Source organism: Streptomyces sp. JH34 (assembly GCF_029428875.1).
Classification (GTDB): domain Bacteria; phylum Actinomycetota; class Actinomycetes; order Streptomycetales; family Streptomycetaceae; genus Streptomyces.
Map to the genome: position 1 here is coordinate 2,477,664 of NZ_JAJSOO010000001.1, position 22,213 is coordinate 2,499,876.

21 protein-coding genes and 2 tRNA genes are annotated in these 22,213 nt (G+C 70.7%); 10 read left to right on the forward strand and 13 right to left on the reverse strand.

The window, feature by feature from the left end; genetic code table 11:
- Window positions 1-11 precede the first annotated feature (11 nt).
- The 4 genes from rsrA to LWJ43_RS10685 form a co-directional block, all read right to left on the reverse strand.
- Complete coding sequence (rsrA, locus tag LWJ43_RS10670; protein WP_277332046.1) at window positions 12-332, reverse strand: mycothiol system anti-sigma-R factor; 321 nt, start codon at window positions 330-332, stop codon at window positions 12-14.
- Window positions 329-985, reverse strand: coding sequence for a sigma-70 family RNA polymerase sigma factor (locus LWJ43_RS10675; protein ID WP_030123667.1), 657 nt, complete (start codon window positions 983-985; stop codon window positions 329-331). Before LWJ43_RS10675 ends, rsrA begins: the two co-directional genes overlap by 4 nt.
- 322 nt (window positions 986-1,307) lie before the next feature.
- Window positions 1,308-1,970: an alpha/beta hydrolase family protein gene (locus LWJ43_RS10680; RefSeq protein ID WP_462100873.1), complete on the reverse strand. Its 663-nt coding sequence runs from the start codon at window positions 1,968-1,970 to the stop codon at window positions 1,308-1,310.
- A 9-nt stretch (window positions 1,971-1,979) separates the two neighbouring features.
- On the reverse strand, window positions 1,980-2,795 hold the full coding sequence (locus tag LWJ43_RS10685; RefSeq protein ID WP_277332048.1) for an SOS response-associated peptidase: 816 nt from the start codon (window positions 2,793-2,795) through the stop codon (window positions 1,980-1,982).
- 74 nt (window positions 2,796-2,869) lie between these two features.
- On the opposite strand from LWJ43_RS10685, the gene LWJ43_RS10690 reads away from it, so the two are divergent.
- From LWJ43_RS10690 to LWJ43_RS10715, 6 genes are all read left to right on the forward strand, one after another.
- The gene (locus LWJ43_RS10690) at window positions 2,870-3,583 is read left to right on the forward strand and encodes a M50 family metallopeptidase (protein ID WP_277332049.1); all 714 of its coding nucleotides are present in this window, start codon (window positions 2,870-2,872) and stop codon (window positions 3,581-3,583) included.
- 123 nt (window positions 3,584-3,706) lie between these two features.
- Entirely contained in the window at window positions 3,707-5,086 is a 1,380-nt protein-coding gene (aroA, locus tag LWJ43_RS10695; RefSeq protein WP_277332050.1) for a 3-phosphoshikimate 1-carboxyvinyltransferase, read from the forward strand.
- A gap of 4 nt (window positions 5,087-5,090) precedes the next feature.
- Window positions 5,091-6,107, forward strand: a complete 1,017-nt coding sequence (rsgA, locus tag LWJ43_RS10700) for a ribosome small subunit-dependent GTPase A (protein ID WP_277332051.1) — start codon at window positions 5,091-5,093, stop codon at window positions 6,105-6,107.
- Window positions 6,108-6,228: 121 nt separating this feature from the next.
- Entirely contained in the window at window positions 6,229-6,552 is a 324-nt protein-coding gene (locus LWJ43_RS10705; RefSeq protein WP_014154170.1) for a DMT family transporter, read from the forward strand.
- A 257-nt stretch (window positions 6,553-6,809) separates the two neighbouring features.
- Window positions 6,810-7,610: a histidinol-phosphatase gene (gene hisN / locus LWJ43_RS10710; protein ID WP_277332052.1), complete on the forward strand. Its 801-nt coding sequence runs from the start codon at window positions 6,810-6,812 to the stop codon at window positions 7,608-7,610.
- 122 nt (window positions 7,611-7,732) lie between these two features.
- A complete protein-coding gene (locus tag LWJ43_RS10715; RefSeq protein WP_277332053.1) occupies window positions 7,733-8,134 on the forward strand; it encodes a CBS domain-containing protein in 402 nt (133 codons plus the stop codon).
- A 79-nt stretch (window positions 8,135-8,213) separates the two neighbouring features.
- On the opposite strand, the gene LWJ43_RS10720 is transcribed toward LWJ43_RS10715, so the two are convergent.
- Window positions 8,214-9,686: a catalase gene (locus tag LWJ43_RS10720; protein WP_277332054.1), complete on the reverse strand. Its 1,473-nt coding sequence runs from the start codon at window positions 9,684-9,686 to the stop codon at window positions 8,214-8,216.
- Between the two features lie 156 nt (window positions 9,687-9,842).
- Here LWJ43_RS10720 and LWJ43_RS10725 point away from each other — a divergent pair, with 156 nt between their 5' ends.
- The gene (locus tag LWJ43_RS10725; RefSeq protein WP_037828427.1) at window positions 9,843-10,262 is read left to right on the forward strand and encodes a Fur family transcriptional regulator; all 420 of its coding nucleotides are present in this window, start codon (window positions 9,843-9,845) and stop codon (window positions 10,260-10,262) included.
- 97 nt (window positions 10,263-10,359) lie between these two features.
- On the opposite strand, the gene LWJ43_RS10730 is transcribed toward LWJ43_RS10725, so the two are convergent.
- From LWJ43_RS10730 to LWJ43_RS10745, 4 genes are all read right to left on the reverse strand, one after another.
- Window positions 10,360-10,433 (reverse strand) — tRNA-Met (locus LWJ43_RS10730).
- Between the two features lie 221 nt (window positions 10,434-10,654).
- On the reverse strand, window positions 10,655-12,724 hold the full coding sequence (locus LWJ43_RS10735; protein WP_277332055.1) for a tetratricopeptide repeat protein: 2,070 nt from the start codon (window positions 12,722-12,724) through the stop codon (window positions 10,655-10,657).
- A gap of 211 nt (window positions 12,725-12,935) precedes the next feature.
- Window positions 12,936-13,009: transfer RNA gene (locus LWJ43_RS10740), tRNA-Met, on the reverse strand.
- Between the two features lie 42 nt (window positions 13,010-13,051).
- Window positions 13,052-15,964 (reverse strand): UPF0182 family membrane protein, encoded by a 2,913-nt coding sequence (locus LWJ43_RS10745; protein ID WP_277335859.1) that lies wholly within the window; start codon window positions 15,962-15,964, stop codon window positions 13,052-13,054.
- 127 nt (window positions 15,965-16,091) lie between these two features.
- Between LWJ43_RS10745 and LWJ43_RS10750 the strand changes: the two genes are divergently transcribed.
- Window positions 16,092-16,661: a PPA1309 family protein gene (locus LWJ43_RS10750; RefSeq protein WP_277332056.1), complete on the forward strand. Its 570-nt coding sequence runs from the start codon at window positions 16,092-16,094 to the stop codon at window positions 16,659-16,661.
- 39 nt (window positions 16,662-16,700) lie between these two features.
- Here the strand turns inward: LWJ43_RS10750 and LWJ43_RS10755 are convergent, their stop codons facing one another.
- From LWJ43_RS10755 to LWJ43_RS10770, 4 genes are all read right to left on the reverse strand, one after another.
- The gene (locus tag LWJ43_RS10755) at window positions 16,701-17,810 is read right to left on the reverse strand and encodes a YlbL family protein (RefSeq protein ID WP_277332057.1); all 1,110 of its coding nucleotides are present in this window, start codon (window positions 17,808-17,810) and stop codon (window positions 16,701-16,703) included.
- 175 nt (window positions 17,811-17,985) lie between these two features.
- A complete protein-coding gene (locus LWJ43_RS10760) occupies window positions 17,986-18,156 on the reverse strand; it encodes a hypothetical protein (protein ID WP_014048224.1) in 171 nt (56 codons plus the stop codon).
- A gap of 127 nt (window positions 18,157-18,283) precedes the next feature.
- Window positions 18,284-18,745: a molybdenum cofactor biosynthesis protein MoaE gene (locus tag LWJ43_RS10765; RefSeq protein ID WP_277332058.1), complete on the reverse strand. Its 462-nt coding sequence runs from the start codon at window positions 18,743-18,745 to the stop codon at window positions 18,284-18,286.
- Between the two features lie 108 nt (window positions 18,746-18,853).
- Window positions 18,854-19,996, reverse strand: a complete 1,143-nt coding sequence (locus tag LWJ43_RS10770; protein ID WP_277332059.1) for an SDR family oxidoreductase — start codon at window positions 19,994-19,996, stop codon at window positions 18,854-18,856.
- A gap of 191 nt (window positions 19,997-20,187) precedes the next feature.
- On the opposite strand from LWJ43_RS10770, the gene LWJ43_RS10775 reads away from it, so the two are divergent.
- Window positions 20,188-21,639 carry a zinc-dependent metalloprotease gene (locus tag LWJ43_RS10775; RefSeq protein ID WP_277332060.1) on the forward strand — a complete coding sequence of 484 codons (1,452 nt, stop codon included), beginning with the start codon at window positions 20,188-20,190 and terminating at the stop codon, window positions 21,637-21,639.
- Entirely contained in the window at window positions 21,636-22,181 is a 546-nt protein-coding gene (locus tag LWJ43_RS10780) for an NUDIX hydrolase (RefSeq protein ID WP_277332061.1), read from the forward strand. Before LWJ43_RS10775 ends, LWJ43_RS10780 begins: the two co-directional genes overlap by 4 nt.
- The last annotated feature ends 32 nt before the right edge of the window (window positions 22,182-22,213 follow it).

Here is a 22,213-nt window from a genome sequence, read left to right on the forward strand (position 1 = left end):
GCGGAGGGCCGTCACTCCGCGGCGGCGGCCGGACGGTCGGCGCCGCCCACGGCGACGTCCTGCTCGGGCACGGCCTGTCCCGAGCGGATCAGATCGATTCGGCCCATCACCTTCGAGCGCAGGTCGGACGGGACGTCATCCTGTCCGCAGCAGCGCTTGACCAGCTTCTTCACGGCCTGCTCCAGGCCGTACTTCTCCAGGCACGGGGAGCACTCCTCGAAATGCACCTCGAACTTGGTGCAGTCGCCCTCGGGCATCTCATGGTCGAGAAACTCGTAGAGATGATCGAGAACCTCTGAGCAATCCGTCTCGTGCGGCTCTCCGCAGCTCATGAGGCCGAGCCTTTCGTTTCGTCCGACTCACCGGCTCCGGCCGGGACGAGCCCGCGCTCGCGCGCGTAGTCCTCCAGCATGCCGCGCAGTTGGCGGCGTCCCCGGTGCAGCCGGGACATCACCGTACCGATGGGTGTCCCCATGATGTCCGCGATCTCCTTGTAGGCAAAGCCCTCCACATCGGCGAGATACACGGCGATGCGGAATTCCTCGGGGATCGACTGCAGCGCGGACTTCACGTCGGAGTCCGGCAGGTGGTCGAGCGCCTGGGACTCCGCCGAGCGCAGCCCGGTCGACATGTGCGACTCCGCACGCGCCAGCTGCCAGTCCTCGATCTCCTCGGCGGCGCTCCGCTGGGGTTCACGCTGCTTCTTGCGGTACGAGTTGATGAAGGTGTTCGTGAGAATGCGGTACATCCACGCCTTGAGGTTCGTGCCCTCACGGAACTGGTGGAAGGACCCGTACGCCTTGGCGTACGTCTCCTGGACCAGGTCCTCGGCGTCCGCGGGGTTGCGCGTCATGCGCAGCGCGGCCGAGTACATCTGGTCCAGATATCCGAGGGCGTCCCGCTCGAAGCGGGCGTTGCGCTCGGCAGTCGTCTCCTGCGCACGGCCGTCGTCGGTCCCTGTGTCGGTCCCAGTGACCGGACCCACCTCCTCCAACGATGTGGCGGAACCGAAACCGGACCCGCTCGCATCGGAGAATAGTCGACCTTGCTTCTGCGCGGGCTGTCGATCGGCTCCGCCCGGGGCGCGCGCCGGGGTGTTCCTGGCCGCATGAAGCACCGTCCACTCCAGATCTGCGGCGCTCGAGCGGCTCGGGCAGATGGTCGAACCCATGCGACGGACTCCCTCTCCACGTACGACGGCGTTGTACCGACATCGGCGGTGTGCCGACACCAGCCACAACAGCCGCCCCTCACGGCGCATTCCCGGTGCTCCGGCGGGCGCGCGGAGTGTGAGCGGGGCTACGTCGTCAGGAGAGTCCGTCCAGCCATCCGGCGACCGCCCCGGCAAGGACGTCCATCGCCTGATCCTGGGTCAGCGGTGCCTTCTTCGGCACGGCGAAACCATGATCCGCGTACGGCACCTCGACGAGTCCGTGGCCGCCGGGTGGGAACTCCTCCGGCCGTCCGAAGGGGTCGCGGCCGCCCTGCACCACGAGGGTCGGCACGCCCGCGCCGAGCAGTTCGTCCGCGCGGGACTTCTCCGGCCTGCCCGGAGGGTGCAGCGGGAAGCTCAGGGCCAGCGCCGCGCGGGCCCCGAGTTCCGCGGCCGTGCGGCAGGCCACCCTGGCGCCCGCGCTGCGGCCACCGGCGACGACGGGAAGCCCCGGAGCGGTCAAGGCCGGCCACAGCCCCCGCCATCCGGTGTCCAGCGTCCTGGGCGCCGGTGCCAGCTTCTTGCCCGCCACCCGCCACGGCTGCTCCACCAGGGCCACGGTCACCCGGCGGCCCGGGAGCACGGCGGCCAGTGCCTGGAGGTCGCGCGCCTCGATGCCGCCGCCGGCGCCGTGGCCTACGGCGAGCACCAGCCGCGCGTTCTTCGCGGGGATCCAGGTGATCCTGGCCTCCCCGGCGTCCGTGCCGACGCTCTCGGTCTTCTTCGCTGTCCCCGCGGTTCGGCTCACGGTGCCCATCCTGCCAAGTCAGAAGAGCGTGCCCACCTCGGGCGCGGCCAGCTCCTCCAGGAGTTCCGGGCCGTTGTTGCGGACGTTGCTGACTGCGGTGGCCACCGGATAGGCGCGCATCAGCCCGCCGGGCGGCGGCTCCAGGAGCGACTTCAGCTCGTCGACGTCGGTGCGCGAGGGGTCGAGCCAGGCGTCCCAGCGGTCCGGGGTGAGCATCAGCGGCATCCGGGGGTGGATGTCGGACAGCGAGGCGGGCCCCTCGGCGGGAGCCACGGCGAGCGGGGCCGTCTCCGCCTCGGTGGTGATCACCGAACAGGTCACCCACCAGGCCTGCGGATGGTCGTCGGGCAGCGTCCGGTCGCGCCAGAACTCGTACAGGCCGGCCATGGCGAAGACCGAACCGTCCGCGGGTGTCACGAAGTACGGCTGCTTGCGGGGCCGCTTCTTCCCCTTCTTCTCCTCCAGCTGCCGCTCGTCGGCCCCGGTGACCCACTCGTAGTAGCCGTCGGCGGGGAGGATGCAGCGCCGTGAGACGAAGGGCCGGCGGAAGGACGGCTTCTCGTGGACGGTCTCCGCACGGGCGTTGATCATGCGGGCGCCGCCCTCGGGCGACTTCGACCAGGACGGCACCAGCCCCCATTTCAGGGTGCGGAGCTGGCGAACCGGCCGCCGGTCGTCCGCGTCCTTCACAGGACGGTCCAGAACCGCGTAGACCTCCTTGGTCGGCGCGACGTTCCAGTCGGGCTCCAGGGTCTCCGTGGGTTCCCACTTCTCCACGCCGAAGAGTCCGGTCAGGTCCTCGGGCCGCCGACTCGCTGCATACCGTCCGCACATAAGTGCCAGACTGCCACGACCCACCAGTCGAGTGGACGCAGATCCCTCGAGCACCTGAAGGAGCCGCCCGCACCATGGACAGCACCGACCTGGGCGATCTGTGGGATCGCGTCTTCGGAACCCAGCCCGCCCCCGAGCAGTGGCTGGTGGTCGTCACCGCGACGGCGGCCCTCGTCGCCGTGGTGCCCAACCTCATATGGCGGCTCTCGCGCAACGCGATCACCATCGCCCACGAGGGAGGGCACGGCCTGGTCGCCCTGCTCACCGGGCGCCGGCTCTCCGGCATCCGGCTGCACTCGGACACCAGCGGCCTCACCGTGAGCCGCGGCAAGCCGACGGGTATCGGCATGATCCTCACCGCGGCGGCCGGCTACACGGCGCCCCCGCTGCTCGGGCTGGGCGGTGCCTGGCTGCTGACCAACGGCCGGATCACGCTGCTCCTGTGGCTGGCGACCGCTCTGCTGGCGGTGATGCTGGTGATGATCCGCAACCTCTACGGAGCCCTGACCGTCATCGTCACGGGGACGACGTTCCTGCTGGTGTCGTGGCTGACCTCGGCCGACGTGCAGTCCGCGTTCGCGTACTCGGTGGTCTGGTTCCTGCTGCTCGGGGGCGTGCGCCCGGCCTTCGAGCTCCAGTCCAAGCGCCGGTACGGCGGCGCCCCCGACTCCGACGCCGACCAGCTCGCCCGGCTGACGCACGCACCGGCCGCCATCTGGCTCTTCCTCTTCCACGCCGTGTCGCTCAGCTCGCTGATCGGTGGCGGACGCTGGCTCCTCGGACTGTGAGGGCCGGACGCACTCGTACCCGGGTGCGGTCGGCGGGCCGCCTCTACCACCCTTGTATTACGCCCTGGTTTCCGCCCTTTTGTTGAGGATCTGGGTTTGCGGAGAGCCACTAAAGTGAGGGGCATGACCGAAAGTTCCGTGCACCCCGCCCTCTGGCCCGCCCCCCGAGCGACCGGGGCCGTCGACGCGACCGTCACCGTGCCCGGATCGAAGTCGGTCACCAATCGGGCGCTGGTCCTCGCCGCACTGTCCTCCGAGCCGGGCTGGCTGCGCCGTCCACTGCGCTCCCGCGACACCCTCCTGATGGCCCAGGCGCTCCGCTCCATGGGCGTCGGCATCGAGGAGGGCGTGGGCCCCGACGGCTCGGGCGAGGCCTGGCGGGTCATCCCCGCGGGCCTGCACGGTCCGGCCCGGGTGGACGTCGGCAACGCCGGTACGGTCATGCGCTTCCTGCCGCCCGTGGCCTGTCTCGCGGACGGTCCCGTCCACTTCGACGGCGACCCGCGGTCCTACGAGCGGCCCCTGCACGGCGTGATCGACGCGCTGAAGTCCCTGGGCGCCCGGATCGACGACGACGGCCGCGGGGCCCTGCCGCTGACCGTGCACGGCGCGGGCGCGCTGGACGGGGGCCCGGTGTCAGTCGACGCGTCCTCGTCCTCACAGTTCGTCTCCGCCCTGCTGCTCTCCGCCCCCCGGTTCAACCAGGGCCTGGAGGTGCGGCACACCGGCTCGGCCCTGCCCTCCATGCCGCACATCCGGATGACCGTCGACATGCTGCGCTCGGTCGGCGCCCAGGTCGACGAGCCGGAGACCGGCGGCGAGCCGGACGTCTGGCGCGTCTCCCCCTCCGCGCTGCTGGGCCGCGACCTGACCGTCGAGCCCGACCTCTCCAACGCCCAGCCGTTCCTGGCCGCCGCGCTGGTGACGGGCGGCCGGGTCACGGTCCCCGACTGGCCGCTGCGGACCACCCAGCCGGGTGACGCGCTGCGTGAGATCTTCACCGCAATGGGTGGCGCGTGCGAGCTGACCGAGCGCGGCCTGACCTTCACGGGCACGGGCTCGGTCCACGGCATCGACGTCGACCTGAGCGAGGTCGGTGAGCTGACGCCGGGCATCGCCGCCCTCGCCGCCCTGGCGGACTCCCCGTCCACCCTGCGCGGCGTCGCCCACCTCCGGCTGCACGAGACGGACCGGCTCGCGGCACTCACCAAGGAGATCAACGGTCTCGGCGGTGACGTCACGGAGACCGCCGACGGCCTGCGGATCACGCCCCGCCCGCTGCACGGCGGCACCTTCCACACGTACGACGACCACCGGATGGCCACCGCCGGCGCGATCATCGGCCTCGCCGTCGCCGGGGTGGAGATCGAGAACGTCGGCACGACCGCCAAGACCCTGCCGGACTTCCCGGACATGTGGACCGGCATGCTCGGGGAACCCTCCGGCGCCGTCGGCGTCTCACCCGGAGCGCTCGGCGCCTCCGCGGGAAGCCGCGGGGTCTGAGGGCATGCGCCGCTACGGGAAGAATCCTGACGAGGACGACATCCGCGTCCGCCCCAACCCCAAGGGCAACCGGCCCCGCACCCACACCCGCCCCAAGCACGAGGACGCCGAGGACGGCATGGTCCTCACCGTCGACCGGGGCAGGCTCACCTGCCTCGTCGACGACCGCACGGTGACGGCCATGAAGGCCCGCGAGCTCGGCCGCAAGGCCGCCGTCGTGGGCGACCGGGTCTCCCTCGTCGGTGACCTCTCGGGCGACAAGGACACCCTGGCCCGCATCGTGCGGATCGGTACGCGCACGTCGGTCCTCCGCCGCACGGCGGACGACGACGACCCCTTCGAGCGGGTGGTCGTCGCCAATGCCGACCAGCTGGCCATCGTCACCGCGCTCGCCGATCCCGAGCCCCGCCCGCGCATGATCGACCGCTGCCTGGTCGCGGCGTACGACGGCGGGCTCAGCCCGCTCCTGGTGCTGACCAAGTCGGATCTGGCCTCGGCGGACAAGCTCCTGGATGCCTACACCCCGCTCGGTGTCCCGTACATCGTGACCAGTCGCGAGGAGTTGGAGAACGGTGACGCCGCCGACCGTGTGCGCGAACTGCTGAACGACCGGGTCACCGCCTTCGTCGGGCACTCCGGGGTCGGCAAGACGACGCTGGTCAACGCTCTCGTGCCGAAGGACCGGCGGCGGACGACCGGGGTGGTCAACGCCGTCACCGGTCGCGGCCGGCACACCACCACGTCGGCGCTCGCCCTGCCGCTGCCGGACGGCCGCGGCTGGGTCGTCGACACCCCGGGCGTACGGTCGTTCGGGCTGCACCACGTCGACCCCTCGCGGGTCATCAACGCCTTCCCCGATCTCCAGCCGGGCACGGAGGACTGCCCGCGCGGCTGCACCCATGACGGCCAGGAGCCGGAGTGCGCGCTGGACGCGTGGGTCACCGCGGGACACGCGGACCCGGCACGGCTCGACTCGCTGCGCAGGCTCCTGGCGACGCGGGAGCGGCGCGAGGGCGACTGAGACACCACGGCAGGGCGGCGGGCGGCCGGGCCGCCCGCCGCACGTTTGCGGCCTCCCACGACTGGTAAGGGCATAATCGCGCAAGCGGGACGAACGTCACCTACGTGGGAGGCACCTGACGATGGCGTGGTTGCTGGTCGTGGTCGCTGGACTGCTCGAGACCGGCTTCGCCGTGTGTCTGAAGCTCTCGCACGGATTCACCCGCCTCTGGCCGACGGTGGCGTTCTGCGCGTTCGCCCTGGGCAGCTTCGGTCTGCTCACGCTGGCCCTCAAGAAGCTCGACGTCGGCCCGGCCTACGCGGTGTGGACGGGCATCGGAGCGGCGGGCACGGCGATCTACGGGATGGTCTTCCTCGACGACGTGGTCTCCACGCTCAAGCTGGTGTCGATCTCGCTGGTGATCGTCGGTGTGATCGGTCTGCAGCTGTCCGGTTCGGCGCAGTGAGCCCCGGCACCGGCCGCCACGTCGGCCATGCGTACGGCGGTCCAGGCCAGCGTGGTGAGCGCCGAGTGCGCGGAGTCCAGCAGCGCTTCTCGCGCTGTGGGCATCGTCGCCTCCCACGCCGGGGACCCGCGCGTCAGAGTTGAGGCGCCCGAACACCCTGTCAAGGGTCCGCGCACGGCCCGCACGCCGGTGTGGGGAGGGCCGGACCCGCGCGGGGCCGTGTAGCCCGGCCGGGTGGCTGTGGATACTGTGACGGCATGCCCGACTACCACGATGATCTGCGCCTGGCCCACGTACTGGCGGACGCCGCCGACGCGGCGACGATGGACCGGTTCAAGGCTCTGGACCTCAAGGTCGAGACCAAGCCGGACATGACCCCGGTGAGCGAGGCGGACAAACACGCGGAGGAGCTGATCCGGGGGCACCTGCACCGGGCGCGCCCGCGCGACGCGATCCTGGGCGAGGAGTACGGGATCGAGGGCACCGGTCCGCGGCGCTGGGTCGTCGACCCGATCGACGGCACCAAGAACTACGTACGCGGTGTCCCCGTATGGGCGACGCTGATCTCGCTGATGGAGGCGGGCGAGGACGGCTTCCAGCCGGTGGTCGGTGTGGTGTCCGCCCCCGCACTGAACCGTCGTTGGTGGGCGGCCAAGGGCGCCGGCGCCTTCTCCGGCCGCAGTCTGACGTCCGCGACGCGGCTGCGGGTGTCGAAGGTGGAGCGGATCGCCGACTCCTCGTTCGCTTACGCCTCGATGACCGGCTGGGAGGAGCAGGGCCGGCTCGACGGCTTCATGGATCTGACGCGTGCCTGCTGGCGCACCCGCGGGTACGGGGACTTCTGGCCGTACATGATGGTCGCCGAGGGCTCGGTGGACATCTGCGCGGAGCCGGAGCTCTCCCTGTGGGACATGGCGGCGAACGCGATCATCGTCCAGGAGGCCGGCGGGCGGTTCACCAGCCTGGACGGGGTGTCCGGCCCCGGCGGCGGCAACGCGGCGGCGTCCAACGGCCTGCTGCACGAGGAACTGCTGGGCTATCTCAACCAGCGCTACTAGGCGTAGGACCCTTGTCCGGCCCCCTCCGTGGTGCGACTCTGGGAGTCCCCCCACTTGTGAACTTGTGAATTGCCGCACGGAGGCCGTTCCACAGGTCACTTTCCCAGGAGGTGGCTCCCCACATGCTCGTCCGCGACGCCATGAGCACGCTGGTTCTCACCATCGGGCCGGCCCACACGCTCCGCCAGGCGGCCCGGCTGATGTCGGCCCGGCGCGTCGGAGCGGCCGTCGTCCACGACCCGGACACCTGCGGCCTCGGAATCCTCACCGAGCGCGACATCCTCGACGCGGTGGGGGCCGGGCTGGATCCCGACGCCGAGACCGCGTCCACCCACACCACCACGGACGTGGTCTTCGCCTCTCCCGCCTGGACCCTGGAGGAGGCTGCGGCAGCCATGACGCACGGCGGCTTCCGGCATCTGATCGTGCTGGACGGCGACGGCCCGGTCGGCATCGTCTCCGTGCGCGACATCATCAGGTGCTGGGCGCCGGTCAGGCGGCGGGCCGCGGACGTGACGCTCTGACCCCCGCCACCTCACGCACGACGGCGGGCCGGACCCCCCGGACGACCCGGGGAATCCGGCCCACCGCCGACGGCAAGGACTACCGGCCGCGAAGGGCCTGGACCGCGGCCTCCAGCCGCTTGCCGAAGTCTCCGTCGGCCTGACGGAAGTTGCCGACCGCGCGCTCGGCGATGTCGTCGCGCGAGACCTTGGAGATGAATCCGGCGAGGTTGTCGATCAGCCTGGCCCTCTCGTCCTCGGACATCAGCCGGTAGAGGTTCCCGGCCTGCACGAAGTCGTCGTCCTCAGCGTGCAGCGGCGCCTCGTGGTTGCCCGTGCCGCCCGTGACGGGAACGGGCTCCCAGAGCGGCCGGCCGGTCTGGGCAGGGCCTCCGAAGCTGTTCGGCTCGTAGTTCTTGGCGCCCTTGTGACGGCCGTCGTACAGGTGGCCGTCACGGCTGTTGGTACGCGCCTCGGTGGCGTGCGGGCGGTTCACCGGAAGGTGGTCGGCGTTGATGCCGACGCGGTAGCGGTGGGCGTCGCCGTACGCGAAGAGACGACCCTGGAGCATCTTGTCCGGGGACGGGCCGATACCGGGGACGAAGTGCGCCGGGCTGAAGATCGACTGCTCGACCTCCGCGAAGACGTTCTCCGGGTTGCGGTTGAGCTCCAGCCTGCCGATCTCGACCGGCGGGTAGTCCTCGTGCGGCCACACCTTGGTGAGGTCGAACGGGTTGAAGCGGTACTCCGCGGCCTCGGCCGCCGGCATGATCTGCACCTGCACGGTCCAGCTGGGGAACTCGCCCCGCTCGATGGACTCGCGCAGGTCGCGCTGGTGGCTGTCGGGGTCGACACCCGAGAGGCGGACGGCCTCCTCGGTGGTGAGGTTCTTGATGCCCTGGTCGGTCTTGAAGTGGTACTTGACCCAGAAGACCTCGCCGGCCTCGTTGTTCCACTGGAAGGTGTGCGAGCCGTACCCGTTCATGTGGCGGTACGACGCCGGGATGCCGCGGTCGCCGAAGAGCCAGGTCACCTGGTGCGTGGACTCGGGGGAGAGTCCCCAGAAGTCCCAGACGTTGTCCGCCTCCTGCGAGCCGGTGTACGGGTCGCGCTTCTGGGTGTGGATGAAGTCGGGGAACTTGATGGCGTCCCTGACGAAGAAGACCGGGGTGTTGTTGCCGACGAGGTCGTAGTTGCCCTCTTCGGTGTAGAACTTCAGCGCCCAGCCACGGGGATCCCTGGCCGCGTCGGCGGCGCCGAGGTTGCCGGCGACGGTGGAGAAGCGCAGGAAGGTCTCGGTCTGCTTGCCGACCTCCGAGAGGAACTTCGCCCGGGTCCACCGCGACACGTCCCGGGTCAGCGTGAAGGTGCCGTAGGCACCGGCACCGCGGGCGTGGACGACGCGCTCCGGGATGCGCTCGCGGTTGAAGTGGGCCAGCTTCTCGAGAAGCGCCTGGTCCTGTACGAGAACCGGTCCGCCGGGGCCCGCCGTCTCGCTGTTCTGGTTGTCGGCCACCGGAGCGCCGGCCTCCGTGGTGAGCGGTCCCTGAGTCACGCGCGCCTCCTGCGTCATGTTCGCGCAGCGTCTTCCCCGCGCGGTCTGTTCTCGGCCGCAGCCTGTCCTTGGCCAGTTCGCTGCCGATCCTACAATGGACTTAGTCCAAGTCAATCTGTCATCTAAAGTCACACCTACTCGGGACTCGGCCTGCCCACTGTTAGGCTTGGCCCCATGAGTGACCTCCTGGAACGACTTCGTGGACGCGGCTGGCGCATGACGGCCCAGCGGCGCGTGGTGGCCGAGGTTCTCGAGGGGGACCATGTGCACCTGACGGCGGACGAGGTCCACGCGAGGGCCGTCGAGCGACTGCCCGAGATCTCCCGCGCCACCGTGTACAACACGCTGGGCGAGATGGTGTCCCTCGGTGAGGTCATCGAGGTCTCCACCGACCGCCGGGCGAAGCGGTACGACCCGAACGCCCACCGCCCCCATCACCACCTGGTGTGCGGGCGCTGCGGAGCGATCCGGGACGTGCACCCGTCGGGCAACCCGATGGCCGACCTGCCGGACGCCGAGCGCTTCGGCTTCACCGTCTCGGACGTCGAGGTGACCTATCGCGGCATCTGCCCGAACTGCGCCGCCACGGCCTGAGGGAGGACACCGCGCGCCTGCCGCGCGGGCCCCTGTCTTTGCACGGGCATACGACAGAGGCCCGGATCCTTGGAAGGATCCGGGCCTCTGTCTTCAGTAGCGGGGACAGGATTTGAACCTGCGACCTCTGGGTTATGAGCCCAGCGAGCTACCGAGCTGCTCCACCCCGCGTCGTTGTGAGTGCAACAGTACGACACCTTTGCCGACCGGAGCAAATTCATTGCCCGGACGCCCGCAGGACGCCGGGCACCGACACGACGCGGGGTACCCGTGCAGCGCCGGCCGCACTGTCCGCGCCGGAGGCTGGGCACCCGTACCCCTCCGGGCACCGACGACGCGGCGCGGGGGATCCGCCGGTCCGCCGTCCCGACCGCGAACCGGCCGCTTCGCGGTCAGGCGGTGAGCTCCTGGTGCAGCGCCTCCAGCAGACGCGCGGCACGCTCGGTCACCTCGGCCGGGCCCAGCTCGACCGCCCGGGCACACCAGCGCTGGCCCTCGGTGAGCTCGCCCCGGCGGGCCGCGAGCAGCGCGAGCCGCAGGGCCGCCCGGCCGTGACCGTCGTTGGCGGCGCGGCTCCACCACAGGGCCGCCTCGCGCTCGCTGCCCTCACGGGCCAGCAGCAGCCCGAGGTTGAAGGCTCCGTTACGGCTGCCCGACTCGGCGGCCTCGCGGTACCAGCGCGCGGCACTCGTCATGTCTCCTCGGGCGGCCGCGAGCATCCCGGCCCTGACCTGGGCGCGGCGGTGCCCCTGCTCGGCCGCCCTCTCGTACCACTCCTCGCACTCGGTCTTGTCCGGCATCGCCTCCCCGAGCGCGGGAGAGCCGGGGGCCGGCTGCCGGAGATCCAGGACGCCGGCCAGCCGGAAGGCGGCCTCGGCGCTGCCGCCACCGGCGGCGCAGCGCAGATGGCGCTCGGCCTCCCGCTCGTCCCCGTCCCGCAGCAGAGCCATGCCGACCTGGAGCGCCGCATCGGTGTGCCCGGCCGCCGCGGCCCGCTGGTACCAGCCGAGCGCCGTGCGGTCCTCGTCCCGTCCGGCGTGCAGGATGCCGAGGTTGAAGGCGGCGTCCACGCTGCCCGCCTCCGCCGCCTTGGAGAACCAGGGTTCGGCACCGGTGGCGTCGCCGGCCTGGAGCAGCAGCACGGCCAGCGCGTTCGCCGCCTCGCGGTGCCCGGCGTAGGCGGCCCGGCGGTACCACTGCTCCGCCTGCGGGATCCGGTCCTGGGCTGCGCAGAGCAGGCCCAGGTTGTACGCGCCGTTGACGTCACCGGCGTCCATGGCGGCGCGGTACCAGCGCTCGGCGGTCTGCTGCTCACCCCTGGCCGCGTGCAGTGCGCCCAGCGCGTTGGCGGCGTTGCCGTCGCCGTCCTGGGCGGCGCGCAGCCACCACACGGCGGCGCTCTCCTCGTCGCCCGCGTCGCGCAGCAGGAATCCGAGGGCGCAGGCCGCCCGGGGCTCGCCGTCCTTCGCGGCGGTGAGGTACCAGCGGCCCGCCTCCTTCAGCTCGCCGCGCTGTTCGAGAATCGCGCCGAGGTGCAGGGCGGCGCGACGGTGACCGCGCGCGGCGGACTGGCGGTACCACTGCTCGGCCTCGCCGACCCGGCCGGAATCGGGGCCCGCGACCGGGCTGTCCCGCTTCACCGACGCACCGGCGTCCAGCACCCGGCGGTCTTCGCCCACGACACGGCCCAGGCCGAAGGCGTCGTGCGCGTCGCCGACGGCGTTGCGCTCGATCATCCGCGCCAGGCGGTACGCGGCCTCCCGGTGCCCCTGCTCGGCGGCGGCGCGCAGCCAGCGCTCGGCACCGGCGTCACCGCGGTGCTCCAGCAGATCGGCCAGTGCGTACGCGCCCAGTGCGTGGCCCTGCTCAGCGGACTGGCACAGCCAGTACTCGGCACCGGGCTCGTCGCCGCGCTCCCGGAAGTGTCGCCCCAGGGCGTGCGCGGCCGCCGCGGAGCCGGCGACGGCCGCGATCCGCCACCAGCCCGCCGCCTCGTCCGCGTATCCCCTCTGGTGGAGGAGCACTCCGAGGTTGTTGGCCGCCGCCCGGTCGCCCTCCGCGGTGGCCGCGCGCAGGTAGGCCTCGGCTCCGTCCAGGTCTCCGCGACGCAGCAGCAGGGCGCCCAGCACGCTCATCGAGGCCGTGTCGCCGGCCTCCGCTGCCCGCCGGTGCCGCGCCTCGGTCTCGTCGGCGTGGTCCGCGGTGTCGGTGGTGTCCGTGCTGTCGCCGGCGCCCCTGCTCCCGGCGCGCCCGATGCCCTCGGTGCGCGTGCCGGCGGCACGGGTCGTGCCGGCGGTCCGCGCGGCGAGGACGGCGACCTCACGGGTGCCGTCGGCGATGTCAGCGGTCCCGGCCAGGGCAGCGGCGAAAGCCTCATCTGCCACGTTTTCCGTCGTCCGGCCGCTTCGCTGCACAAACCGCCCTGTCTTCAACAGAGTTGCCCTGTCCCCCATAAATACCATCGTCGCACCACCCGCAACCCGCGTACACCTGGAATACCGCGGCCAGTAAGGTCACTTCAGCGTTTTGTCGACATGCCCACAGAGAGACAAGTGAAACACGGTTGGCACCAACTCGTGCCCCGCGAACCGCACTTCACTCCGACAACTTGAAAAACGTCTCGCGGCATGACAAAGGCCCGGATCCCAAAGGATCCGGGCCTTCACCTTCCAGTAGCGGGGACAGGATTTGAACCTGCGACCTCTGGGTTATGAGCCCAGCGAGCTACCGAGCTGCTCCACCCCGCGTCGTTGTGTTCAAACCCTACCACGACGCGGGGTGGACCTTTCTCAGCTGCCCTGGTCGTCGCCCGCCGGCTTCTCGGCGCCCTCGGTGCCCGAGGAGCCGCCCGCCTTGGGCTGGGCCGCCGCGGCCCGCTCCAGCGCCTTCTGCAGGTCGTCCTGGGCCTTGCCGTAGGCCTCCCAGTCCTGCTCCTTCAGAGCCGCCTCACCGGCCGTGTACGCCTTCTGTGCGTCCGCGATGGCCTTCTTCAGAGCCGCGTCCCCGGTGGCCGGTGGCTCCGTGGTGTCACCCGGTGGCTCGTCCGGCGGCGTCGTCGTGTCGCCCTCGACCCCGAAGACGGCGTTGAGCGCCTCCCCGAGACTGTTCTCGAAGACGATCTTCGAACCGTACGAGGCGGCCACCTTGCGCAGCAGCGGATAGTTCTGCGTGCCACCGCGCGTGTAGACCGGTTCGATGTAGAGGAAGCCCCCGTCGAGCGGCACGGTCAGCAGGTTGCCGTACTCGATGTCCGAGTCGGTGCCCTTGAGGTTCCTCACGAACTCCGCGACGTCGTCGTTGCCGTTGAGCTCACTCTGCACCTGGCCCGGTCCCTTGACCGTGCTGGTGACCCTCAGCAGTCTTATCGTGCCGTAGTCCTTACTGGCCGCGTCCGCGTCCACCGCCATGAACGCCCCGAGGTTGGGACGCCCCTTCGGGGTGAAGGTCGTGGTCAGCGAGAACTTCTGGGTGTCCTGGCCCGGCATCTTCATGCTCAGGTAGTACGGCGGGACGGACCCGGGTTCCTTGTTGGTCGGGTCGTCCGGCACCTGCCAGGCGTCACTGCCGCTGTAGAACTGCGCCGGGTTCTGGACGTGGTACCGCGTCAGCAGCTCCCGCTGGACCTTGAACAGGTCCTGCGGGTAGCGCAGGTGGTCCATGAGCTCCTGCGGGATGTCCGCCCGGGGCTCCACCGTGCCGGGGAACGCCTTGCGCCAGGTCTTGAGCACCGGGTCCTCGGTGTCCCACTCGTAGAGCTTGACCTTGCCGTCGTACGCGTCGACGGTCGCCTTCACCGAGTTGCGGATGTAGTTGACCTGGTTCTGCTGGGCGACGACCGCCCGCTGGTTGGTGGTCAGCGAGTCGGCCGTGGTGTCACCGAGCGTCGTCCGCGAGGCGTACGGGTAGCCGTTGGTCGTGGTGTACGCGTCGACGATCCACTGGATGCGACCCTCGACGACCGCCGGATAGGCGTCGCCGTCGATGGTCAGCCAGGGCGCGACCGCCTCGACGCGCTCCTTGGGGGTGCGGTTGTAGAGGATCCGTGAACCGTCGCCGATGGCTCCGGAGTACATGATCTGCGGCTCGCTGAAGGACACGGCGTACGCCGCCCGGTTGAAGGCGTTCGACAGACTGACGCCGCTGTCACCCTTGTAACTGGTGGTCTTCTCGCCGTCCTCCTCGTAGTCGAGCTCCTTCTGGGGCCCGCCGACGATGGAGTACTGCTCGGTCTTCTCGCCGTAGTAGATCCGCTGCTCGTACGTGCCCAGATCACCGGTGGTGGGCAGGCCCGACTCGGTGAAGTCCGGGGAGCCCGCCGGGTTGGTGCCCGTCGTGGTGCCCTGGGCCGCGATGGCGCCGTAGCCGTGGGTGTACGTGAAGTGGTCGTTGATCCAGTTCCGCTTGGGAAGGCCCTGGAGGTTCAGCTCGCGCAGGCCGATGACGGTGTCCTGCTCCTTGCCGTCCGGACTCTTGTAGCGGTCGACGTCGAGGGTCTTGGGGAACTGGTAGTAGTTCCTCTTCTGCTGGATCTGCTGGAACGCCGGTGAGACGACGTTCGGGTCCATCACGCGGTAACTGGCGGCTGAGTCCGCGTTCGCCCTCAGCTTCGTGCCGTCGTCCGTCGTGCCGGTGCCCTCGTAGTCGTCGACCTTCGCGTCGTCGATGTCGTAGGCGTCCCGCGTCGCGTCGATGTTCTTCTGGATGAACGCGGCTTCCTTGGCCTGCTCGTTCGGCTGGACCTGGAACTTCTGGACGATCGCCGGGTAGAGGCCGCCGATCAGGATCGCCGACAGCACCATCAGGCCGAAGCCGATGACCGGGAGCTGCCAGGTGCGCCGCCAGAGGGTCGCGAAGAACAGCACCGCGCAGATCACGGCGATGCAGAACAGGATCGTCTTCGCCGGCAGATAGGCGTTGGCGTCGACGTACCGCAGGCCCGTCCAGTTGTCCGTGGCCTTGAAGTCACTGGACTTCACCGCCAGGCCGTACCGGTCGAGCCAGTACGCCACGGCCTTCAGCGAGACGAAGATGCCGAGCAGCACGGAGAGATGACCGGTGGCAGCGCCCGTCGCACGCGCACCGGGGCTCGTGATCCGCAGGCCGCCGTAGAGGTAGTGGGTCAGAGCCGCCGCGATCAGCGACAGCACCACGGCGGCGAAGCCGAACCCCAGCAGGAAGCGGTACCACGGCAGGTCGAAGGCGTAGAAGGAGACGTCCAGCTTGAACTGGGGGTCCTTCTGCCCGAACGACACGCCGTTGACGTACATCAGCCACGTGCGCCACTGGCCCGACGCGGAGGCACCGGCGATCAGCCCCACGAGCGCGGTGACCGCGAGCAGTACCCATTTCTTGTACGGGGCGACGCTCATCCGGTAGCGGTCCAGGCTCTGCTGCTCCAGCGACATCGCGCTCAGCGGCGGCCGGAGCCGGTGCGCGAGCCAGATGTTCACGCCGACGGCGACGGCCATCAGCAGTCCGAAGACGAGGAACAGCCCGATCTTGGTCCACAGGGTGGTGGTGAAGACGGATGAGAACGCGACCGACCTGTACCAGAGCCAGTCCGTCCAGAACCCGGCGAACATGACGAAGGCCATGGCGAGGACCGCCAGGACACCCAATGTCATGAGCAGGGTACGGACGCGCCGGGACGGGCGGCCGACTCTGATCCGTGGCCCGGTCGGGCCTCCGCCGCGGTCCGGCATCTGGAAAGCCAACGTGCGCACCTCGAAGTTCGCGGTCGTGTGAAGCAGGCCCAGCGATCGTAGAGCCCACCTATGCAACTTACTGAGGCTTTACCTAGTTCCCGTTCCCGGGGCCCAAGGAGGCAGGATGTCGAGCATGCCCAACGTTTCCCCCTCAGGCCCCCCGATGGCCGCGAGTCCACTGACCGTCGCCGTCCTCGAAATCGACGCCTATGCCGCAGGTCTCGGCTGGGACCAGCCGGCCCGGCTGTTCGCCCTGGTCGACACCGCCCGGCTGCGGGCCCACGAGCCGGGTCTGGCCGCCCAGCTCGGCCTCGACGACACCGCTTCCCCGACCGCCACCCTGACCCCCGTCGAGCAGGAGGAGCTCCCCGCCGGCACGGCGCTGGACGAGTTCCTCGCCACGATCGCTTGGCCCGACGCCGTGGTCGGCTGCGCCATGACCGTGGAGCGGATGATGCTGCCGCCGTCCGCGGAGGCGTCCGTGCCGGACGGCATGACCGACGCCCAGCTGACCAAGTGGGTCGGTGAGCACCCCGACCGGCAGGAGGTGCGGATGACCGTGGCGGTGCTGCGGGACGGTGCGCGGGACTCCGCCGTGCGTCTGCGCGAGAAGGACTCCCCCACCGAGGTCCTGACCGGTGCGGGGCTGGTCCCCGGGCTGGCCGAGGCACTCGCGGCGACCTTCGAGAGCTGATCCCCGGCCGGTTCCCGCCCCCTGCGGCGGGGGCCGGCCTCAGCCCTTCGAGCAGCTCGGCAGGCCGACCGTGTCCCCCGCGCGGATCTTCTCCACCGACTGCGTGGCGTCGGCGAGGGTCTTCACCCTGACCAGGGTGAGGCCGCTCGGGGTGTCCGACGCGGCGGCGGAGCAGTTCTCGTCGGGTGTCAGGAAGTACCGGGCGCCCGCGTCGCGCGCGCCGACCAGCTTCATGTTGATCCCGCCGATGGGGCCGACCTTGCCGTCGTCGTCGATCGTGCCGGTGCCGGCGATGAACTTGCCGCCCGTCAGCTTTCCGGGCGTCAGCTTGTCGACGATGCCCAGCGAGAACATCAGCCCGGCGCTCGGCCCGCCGACGTCGGCTAGCTTGATGTCGATCTCGAACGGGAACGTGTGGTCCGTCCCTGCCTGGATCCCCACGATCGCCCGGTCCTCCGCCGAGGGGTTCGCGGGGTCCTCGGGCGCCTTCCTCGTGGTGAGGGTGACGTCGTGGGAGCCCTGGGGCTCCTTGCCCGCCTTCTCGGCGGCGGCCGCGGCCTTGGCCGGGATGACCGTGAACACGACGTCCTCGCCGGGCTCGTGCTTCGTGACGAGCTTCGCGACGTCCTCCGGCTGCCCGACCGCCGTGCCGTCGACGGCCTTGATCACGTCACCGGCGTGCAGCACCCCCTCGGCCGCGCTGTCCTTGACGACCGTGGAGACCACGACACGGGAGGTGACGGGGATCTTCAGCTCCTCCAGGGCGGCCACCTTGGCGCTCTCCTGGGACTGGCTGAACTCCTCGGCGTTCTCCTGCGTCGACTGCTCCTCCGTCTTGCCGTCCGGGTAGAGGGTCTCGTGCGGCACGACGACGCTGTCGTGGGCCAGCCAGCCGTAGACGGCCTCGACGATGTTCATGTCGTAGTCCGCGCCGGTGACACGGACCGTCGTCATGTTGAGGTTCCCGGACGTCGGGTAGGTCTTGTGCCCGCTGATGTGGAGCACCGGCTCGCCGCGCGCGTCGCCGAGCGTGTTCACGGTCGGACCGGGGGACATCTCCGAGTACGGCACGCGGATCAGCACGCCTGCGCAGAGCAGCGCGATGAGGATGAGGGTGGAGGCGAGCATCGTCGCGGTGCGGCGTGGCATGGAACGACAGTACGGGAACGGCCTGTCAGTGCACCGTCGGGGCCGGTCCGTGCGGGGCGGACGGCCGTAGGGAGATCCGGGCGGGGCCGGGAGCTCCGGGCGGCCTCGCGGCGCAGGCTGTGCGGCGGGATGCGGGTGCGGTGCGGAATTGGCGACTGCGTACGGTCGCGGAGTCTCAGACCGCCTCGGAACCGGAGTGCGATTTCTCCATCGCTTCACGGAACCTGGCGTAGCCGGCGAGTTCGGTGACATCGCCGGTCGTTCGATTGCGGGCTGCCCACCCTCCCCATATCGCCGCGCCGAGCGCGGCTATAAGCGGAATCAACAGCCAGGCAAGTGCTGCCATCACGACCTCCCTACCCCATGAGCGACCGCAACTGACGATCAGAAGATTAACGACCTGCAGGACCAACGCTCACGGCAGGGGTGCCGTTACGCAAATCGGGGCTGATGCCCCCCTGGACGGTTTGCGCTCAGCAGGCGCCGACCCATTCCTCCGTGCCGTCGGAGAAACGCTGGTGCTTCCAGATCGGGACCTCGTGCTTGAGGTCGTCGATGAGCTTGCGGCATGCCTCGAAGGCCTCACCCCGATGGGCGCAGGACACGGCGACGACCACCGCCAGATCGCCTACACCCAGTTCACCCACCCGGTGGACGGCGGCCAGCGCCCGCACCGGGTACTCGGCCACCACCTTCTCGGCCACCCGGCGGAGCTCGTCGGCGGCCGAGGGGTGACAGGAGTAGCCGAGGGAACCGACGTCCTGGCCGTCGTCGTGATTGCGCACGGTGCCGACGAAGAGCGCCATGCCTCCCGCGGCGTCGTCCCCGACCGCTCGGAAGATCTCGTCGACGGAGAGCGGTGTGTCACGGATGTCCAGGAGCCGGATGGGATCCTGGGCAGCCTGCTCGCCGGGATGGGCGTGGATGCGTGCCATGGGGCCATGGTGCCGCACGGCACCGACATCGCGGAACAGCGTTTCCGACCAGCGCCGCACCCGCCCTCTTGGAGTCTCCTACCAGGAGGGGACCGGGCGGCTCTCTGCCTAGAAGCGGCGGCGCGCCTTGCGGGCCCGCCGGACCAGCGCGGCGGTTCCGAGCAGCGCGACCGTGGCCCCCGCGGCACCCGCGGCGGTGGCGTCCTTCCGGCCCAGCCGCCGGCCGGCGACCGTGTGGCGCCCCTCCACCTCTTCCAGGAGCGCCGCCAGTACCTCCTCGTTCGTCCACCGGGGGCGCCATCCGGCGTCGTGGAGCCTGCTGACGCTGACCACCCAGGGGTGCATCGTGTAGGCGAGATCGCCCGCCGGCGACGGCGTGAGACCGATCCGGTGCAGCCGGGCCGCGGCGCCGAGGGCCACGGCGGACGGCAGCTCCATGCGTCGCACGCCGGACAGTTCCTCCACCTCCTCCTGCTCGAGCCAGCCGTCGCACCCGACCGCGAACTCCCCCTCGATCTTCTCGAGGGCCGCGTACTCCAGGGCGCTCACCAGGTCGTCGACGTGGCAGAACTGCCAGGCCGGACGCGAACCGGCGACGACGAGGAGCCTCGGGGACTCGAAGTACCGGGTGAGCGCCGTGTCCGTGCCGCCGACCAGGACCGTGGGCCGCACGACCGTGACGTTGAGGCCGGGGTGGGCGCGGGGCGCCCGGCGTCCGAGCCTCTCGATCTCCAGCAGGTCACCGACACCGGTGGCCTCGGCCGTGGCCCGCAGCTCCGCGTCCTCGGAGAGCGGGATGTCGTTGTCGGCCAGAGCGCCGTAGACCATGGCCGAGGTGCACAGCACGACCCGGTGGACACCCACGGCGGCGGCCGCCGTCAGGACGGTCTGGGTCCCGCGCACGTTGTACGCGGTACGGGCGGCGGGGTCGGTCTCCAGGTCGAGGTCGAGGGCCATGTGCACGACGACGTCCGCGCCCCGCAGTTTCTCGGCGATGGCGGGGTCCCGGACGTCCAGGACGTGCCACGTCGCCTCCGAGACGTCGCCCCTGCGCTCGTCGATGGCGATGACCTGCTTGATCTGGTCGGATGCGGCGAGGTGGGCGGTGAGCAGCTCACCGACGCCGGTCGCGGCACCGGTGACCGCGACGACGGGGCCGCGGCTTCGGGAAGAATTTTTCGTGGGCTTGCTTTCGGGCGAGGGGTCGGCCAGGTTTCGCGCTGCGCGAACCTGCGGATCTGGGGAACTCACCGGGCGTCTCCAGCGGTTGTCTTCAGTACGTACCCGCATGACGCGTGCGTACCAGGTGGCGTCCATCCTGCCGCAGGCCGGGAGCCGGCGGAGCACTGAGGGCCCGAGCGGACTTCGGTGTCTACGCTGGATGGTGATGTCGGGCAGTCGCCGTCGGTTCGAGCCGGCGGCCCTACGAGCCGAGGAAACCCGTGAGTGACACCCCATTCGGATTCGGCCTTCCGCCGGAGGAGCCGGAAGACGGCGACGAGGGCAAGAAGAAGGACCCCACCGGTGGTGGGCAGGGCTCGGACGGGCCGGCGAACCCGTTCGGCTTCGGGCCCGGCGCGGGCGGGGACAACCCGTTCGCCGCGATGTTCGGCTCGATGAACCCGAACGACCTGGGTGCCGCCTTCCAGCAGCTCGGCCAGATGCTGAGCTACGAGGGCGGCCCGGTCAACTGGGACATGGCCAAGCAGATCGCCCGCCAGACCGTGTCGCAGGGCACGGCGGACGGCAGCAAGGACGCGAGCGTGGGCCCCGCCGAGCGGTCCTCCGTCGATGAGGCGTTGCGTCTGGCCGACCTCTGGCTGGACGGCGTGACGTCGATGCCCTCGGGCTCCGTCACGACGGTGGCGTGGAGCCGTGCCGAGTGGGTCGAGGCGTCACTGCCGGCCTGGCAGCAGCTGGTGGATCCGGTCGCAGAGCGCGTCGGCCTGGCCATGGGCGACGTCCTGCCGGAGGAGATGCAGGCCATGGCCGGCCCGCTGATCGGCATGATGCGGTCCATGGGCGGTGCCATGTTCGGCCAGCAGATCGGGCAGGCCGTCGGCGTGCTCGCCGGCGAGGTCGTCGGTTCGACCGACATCGGCCTTCCGCTGGCACCGGCCGGCAAGGCCGCGCTGCTCCCGCTGAACGTCGAGCGGTTCGGCAAGGACCTCAGCGTGCCGCAGGACGAGGTGCGGCTGTACCTGGCGCTGCGCGAAGCGGCCCACCAGCGGCTCTTCGCCCACGTCCCGTGGCTGCGCTCGCATCTCTTCGGCGCGGTCGAGGCCTATGCGCGCGGCATCAAGGTCGACACCAGCAAGCTCGAGGACGTCGTCGGCCAGTTCGACCCGTCGCAGCCCGAGCAGCTGCAGGACGCGCTTCAGCAGGGCATGTTCCAGCCCGAGGACACTCCGGAGCAGAAGGCTTCCCTGGCCCGTCTGGAGACGGCCCTCGCGCTCGTCGAGGGCTGGGTCGACGCGGTGGTGCACGAGGCCGCGAAGTCCCGGCTGACCTCGGCGGACGCGCTGCGCGAGACCATGCGCAGGCGCCGGGCGTCCGGCGGCCCCGCGGAGCAGACCTTCGCCACGCTCATCGGTCTCCAGCTGCGGCCGCGCCGGCTGCGGGACGCGTCGCGGCTGTGGGCCTCGCTGACGGACGCCCGGGGCGTCGACGGCCGTGACGGCCTGTGGGAGCACCCGGACATGCTGCCGACGGCCCAGGACCTGGACGACCCGGACGGTTTCGTCCACCACGAGCAGCTGGACTTCTCCGAGCTGGACAAGATGCTCGGAGAAGCGGCCAGGGGCCCGCAGAAGCCCACCGCCGAGGAGCAGGGCGAGGACGAGCCCGGGGACGACGACCCGAAGAGCGACGACAAGGGCGACAGCGGCCGGTGAGCCTGTACGACGACGCGGTTTCGGTTCTGGAGGGCTACGACGGGCGGGACGCGCAGCAGGCGGGGCTCCGTCTGACGTACCTGGAGCATCTGGCCGGGCATTCCGACGGCATGTGGAAGGCGTGCGGAGCCGGACACCTCACGGCCAGCGCGCTGGTGGTCGACCCGGAGCGCGGCAGGGTGCTGCTGACCCTGCACAGGAAGCTGCGGATGTGGCTGCAGATGGGTGGGCACTGCGAGCCCCAGGACACCACGCTGGCGGCCGCGGCTCTGCGCGAGGCCGCGGAGGAGTCGGGGATCGCCGGGCTCTCCCTGCTGCCCGGCGGGCCGGTGCGGCTGGACCGGCATCCCATCCCGGCGCCGTGCAACTGGCACCTGGACGTGCAGTACGCGGCGACGGCGTCGGCCGGTGCCGTGGAGCAGATCAGCGACGAGTCGCTCGATCTGCGCTGGTTCCCCTACGACGAGGTGGCGGGCGTGGCGGACGCCTCGGTCGTGCGGCTGCTCGAGAGCACCCGGGCTCGGCTGGCGCACGGCCTCTAGACACGGGTGGGGGCGGCCTCCGCACGAAGACC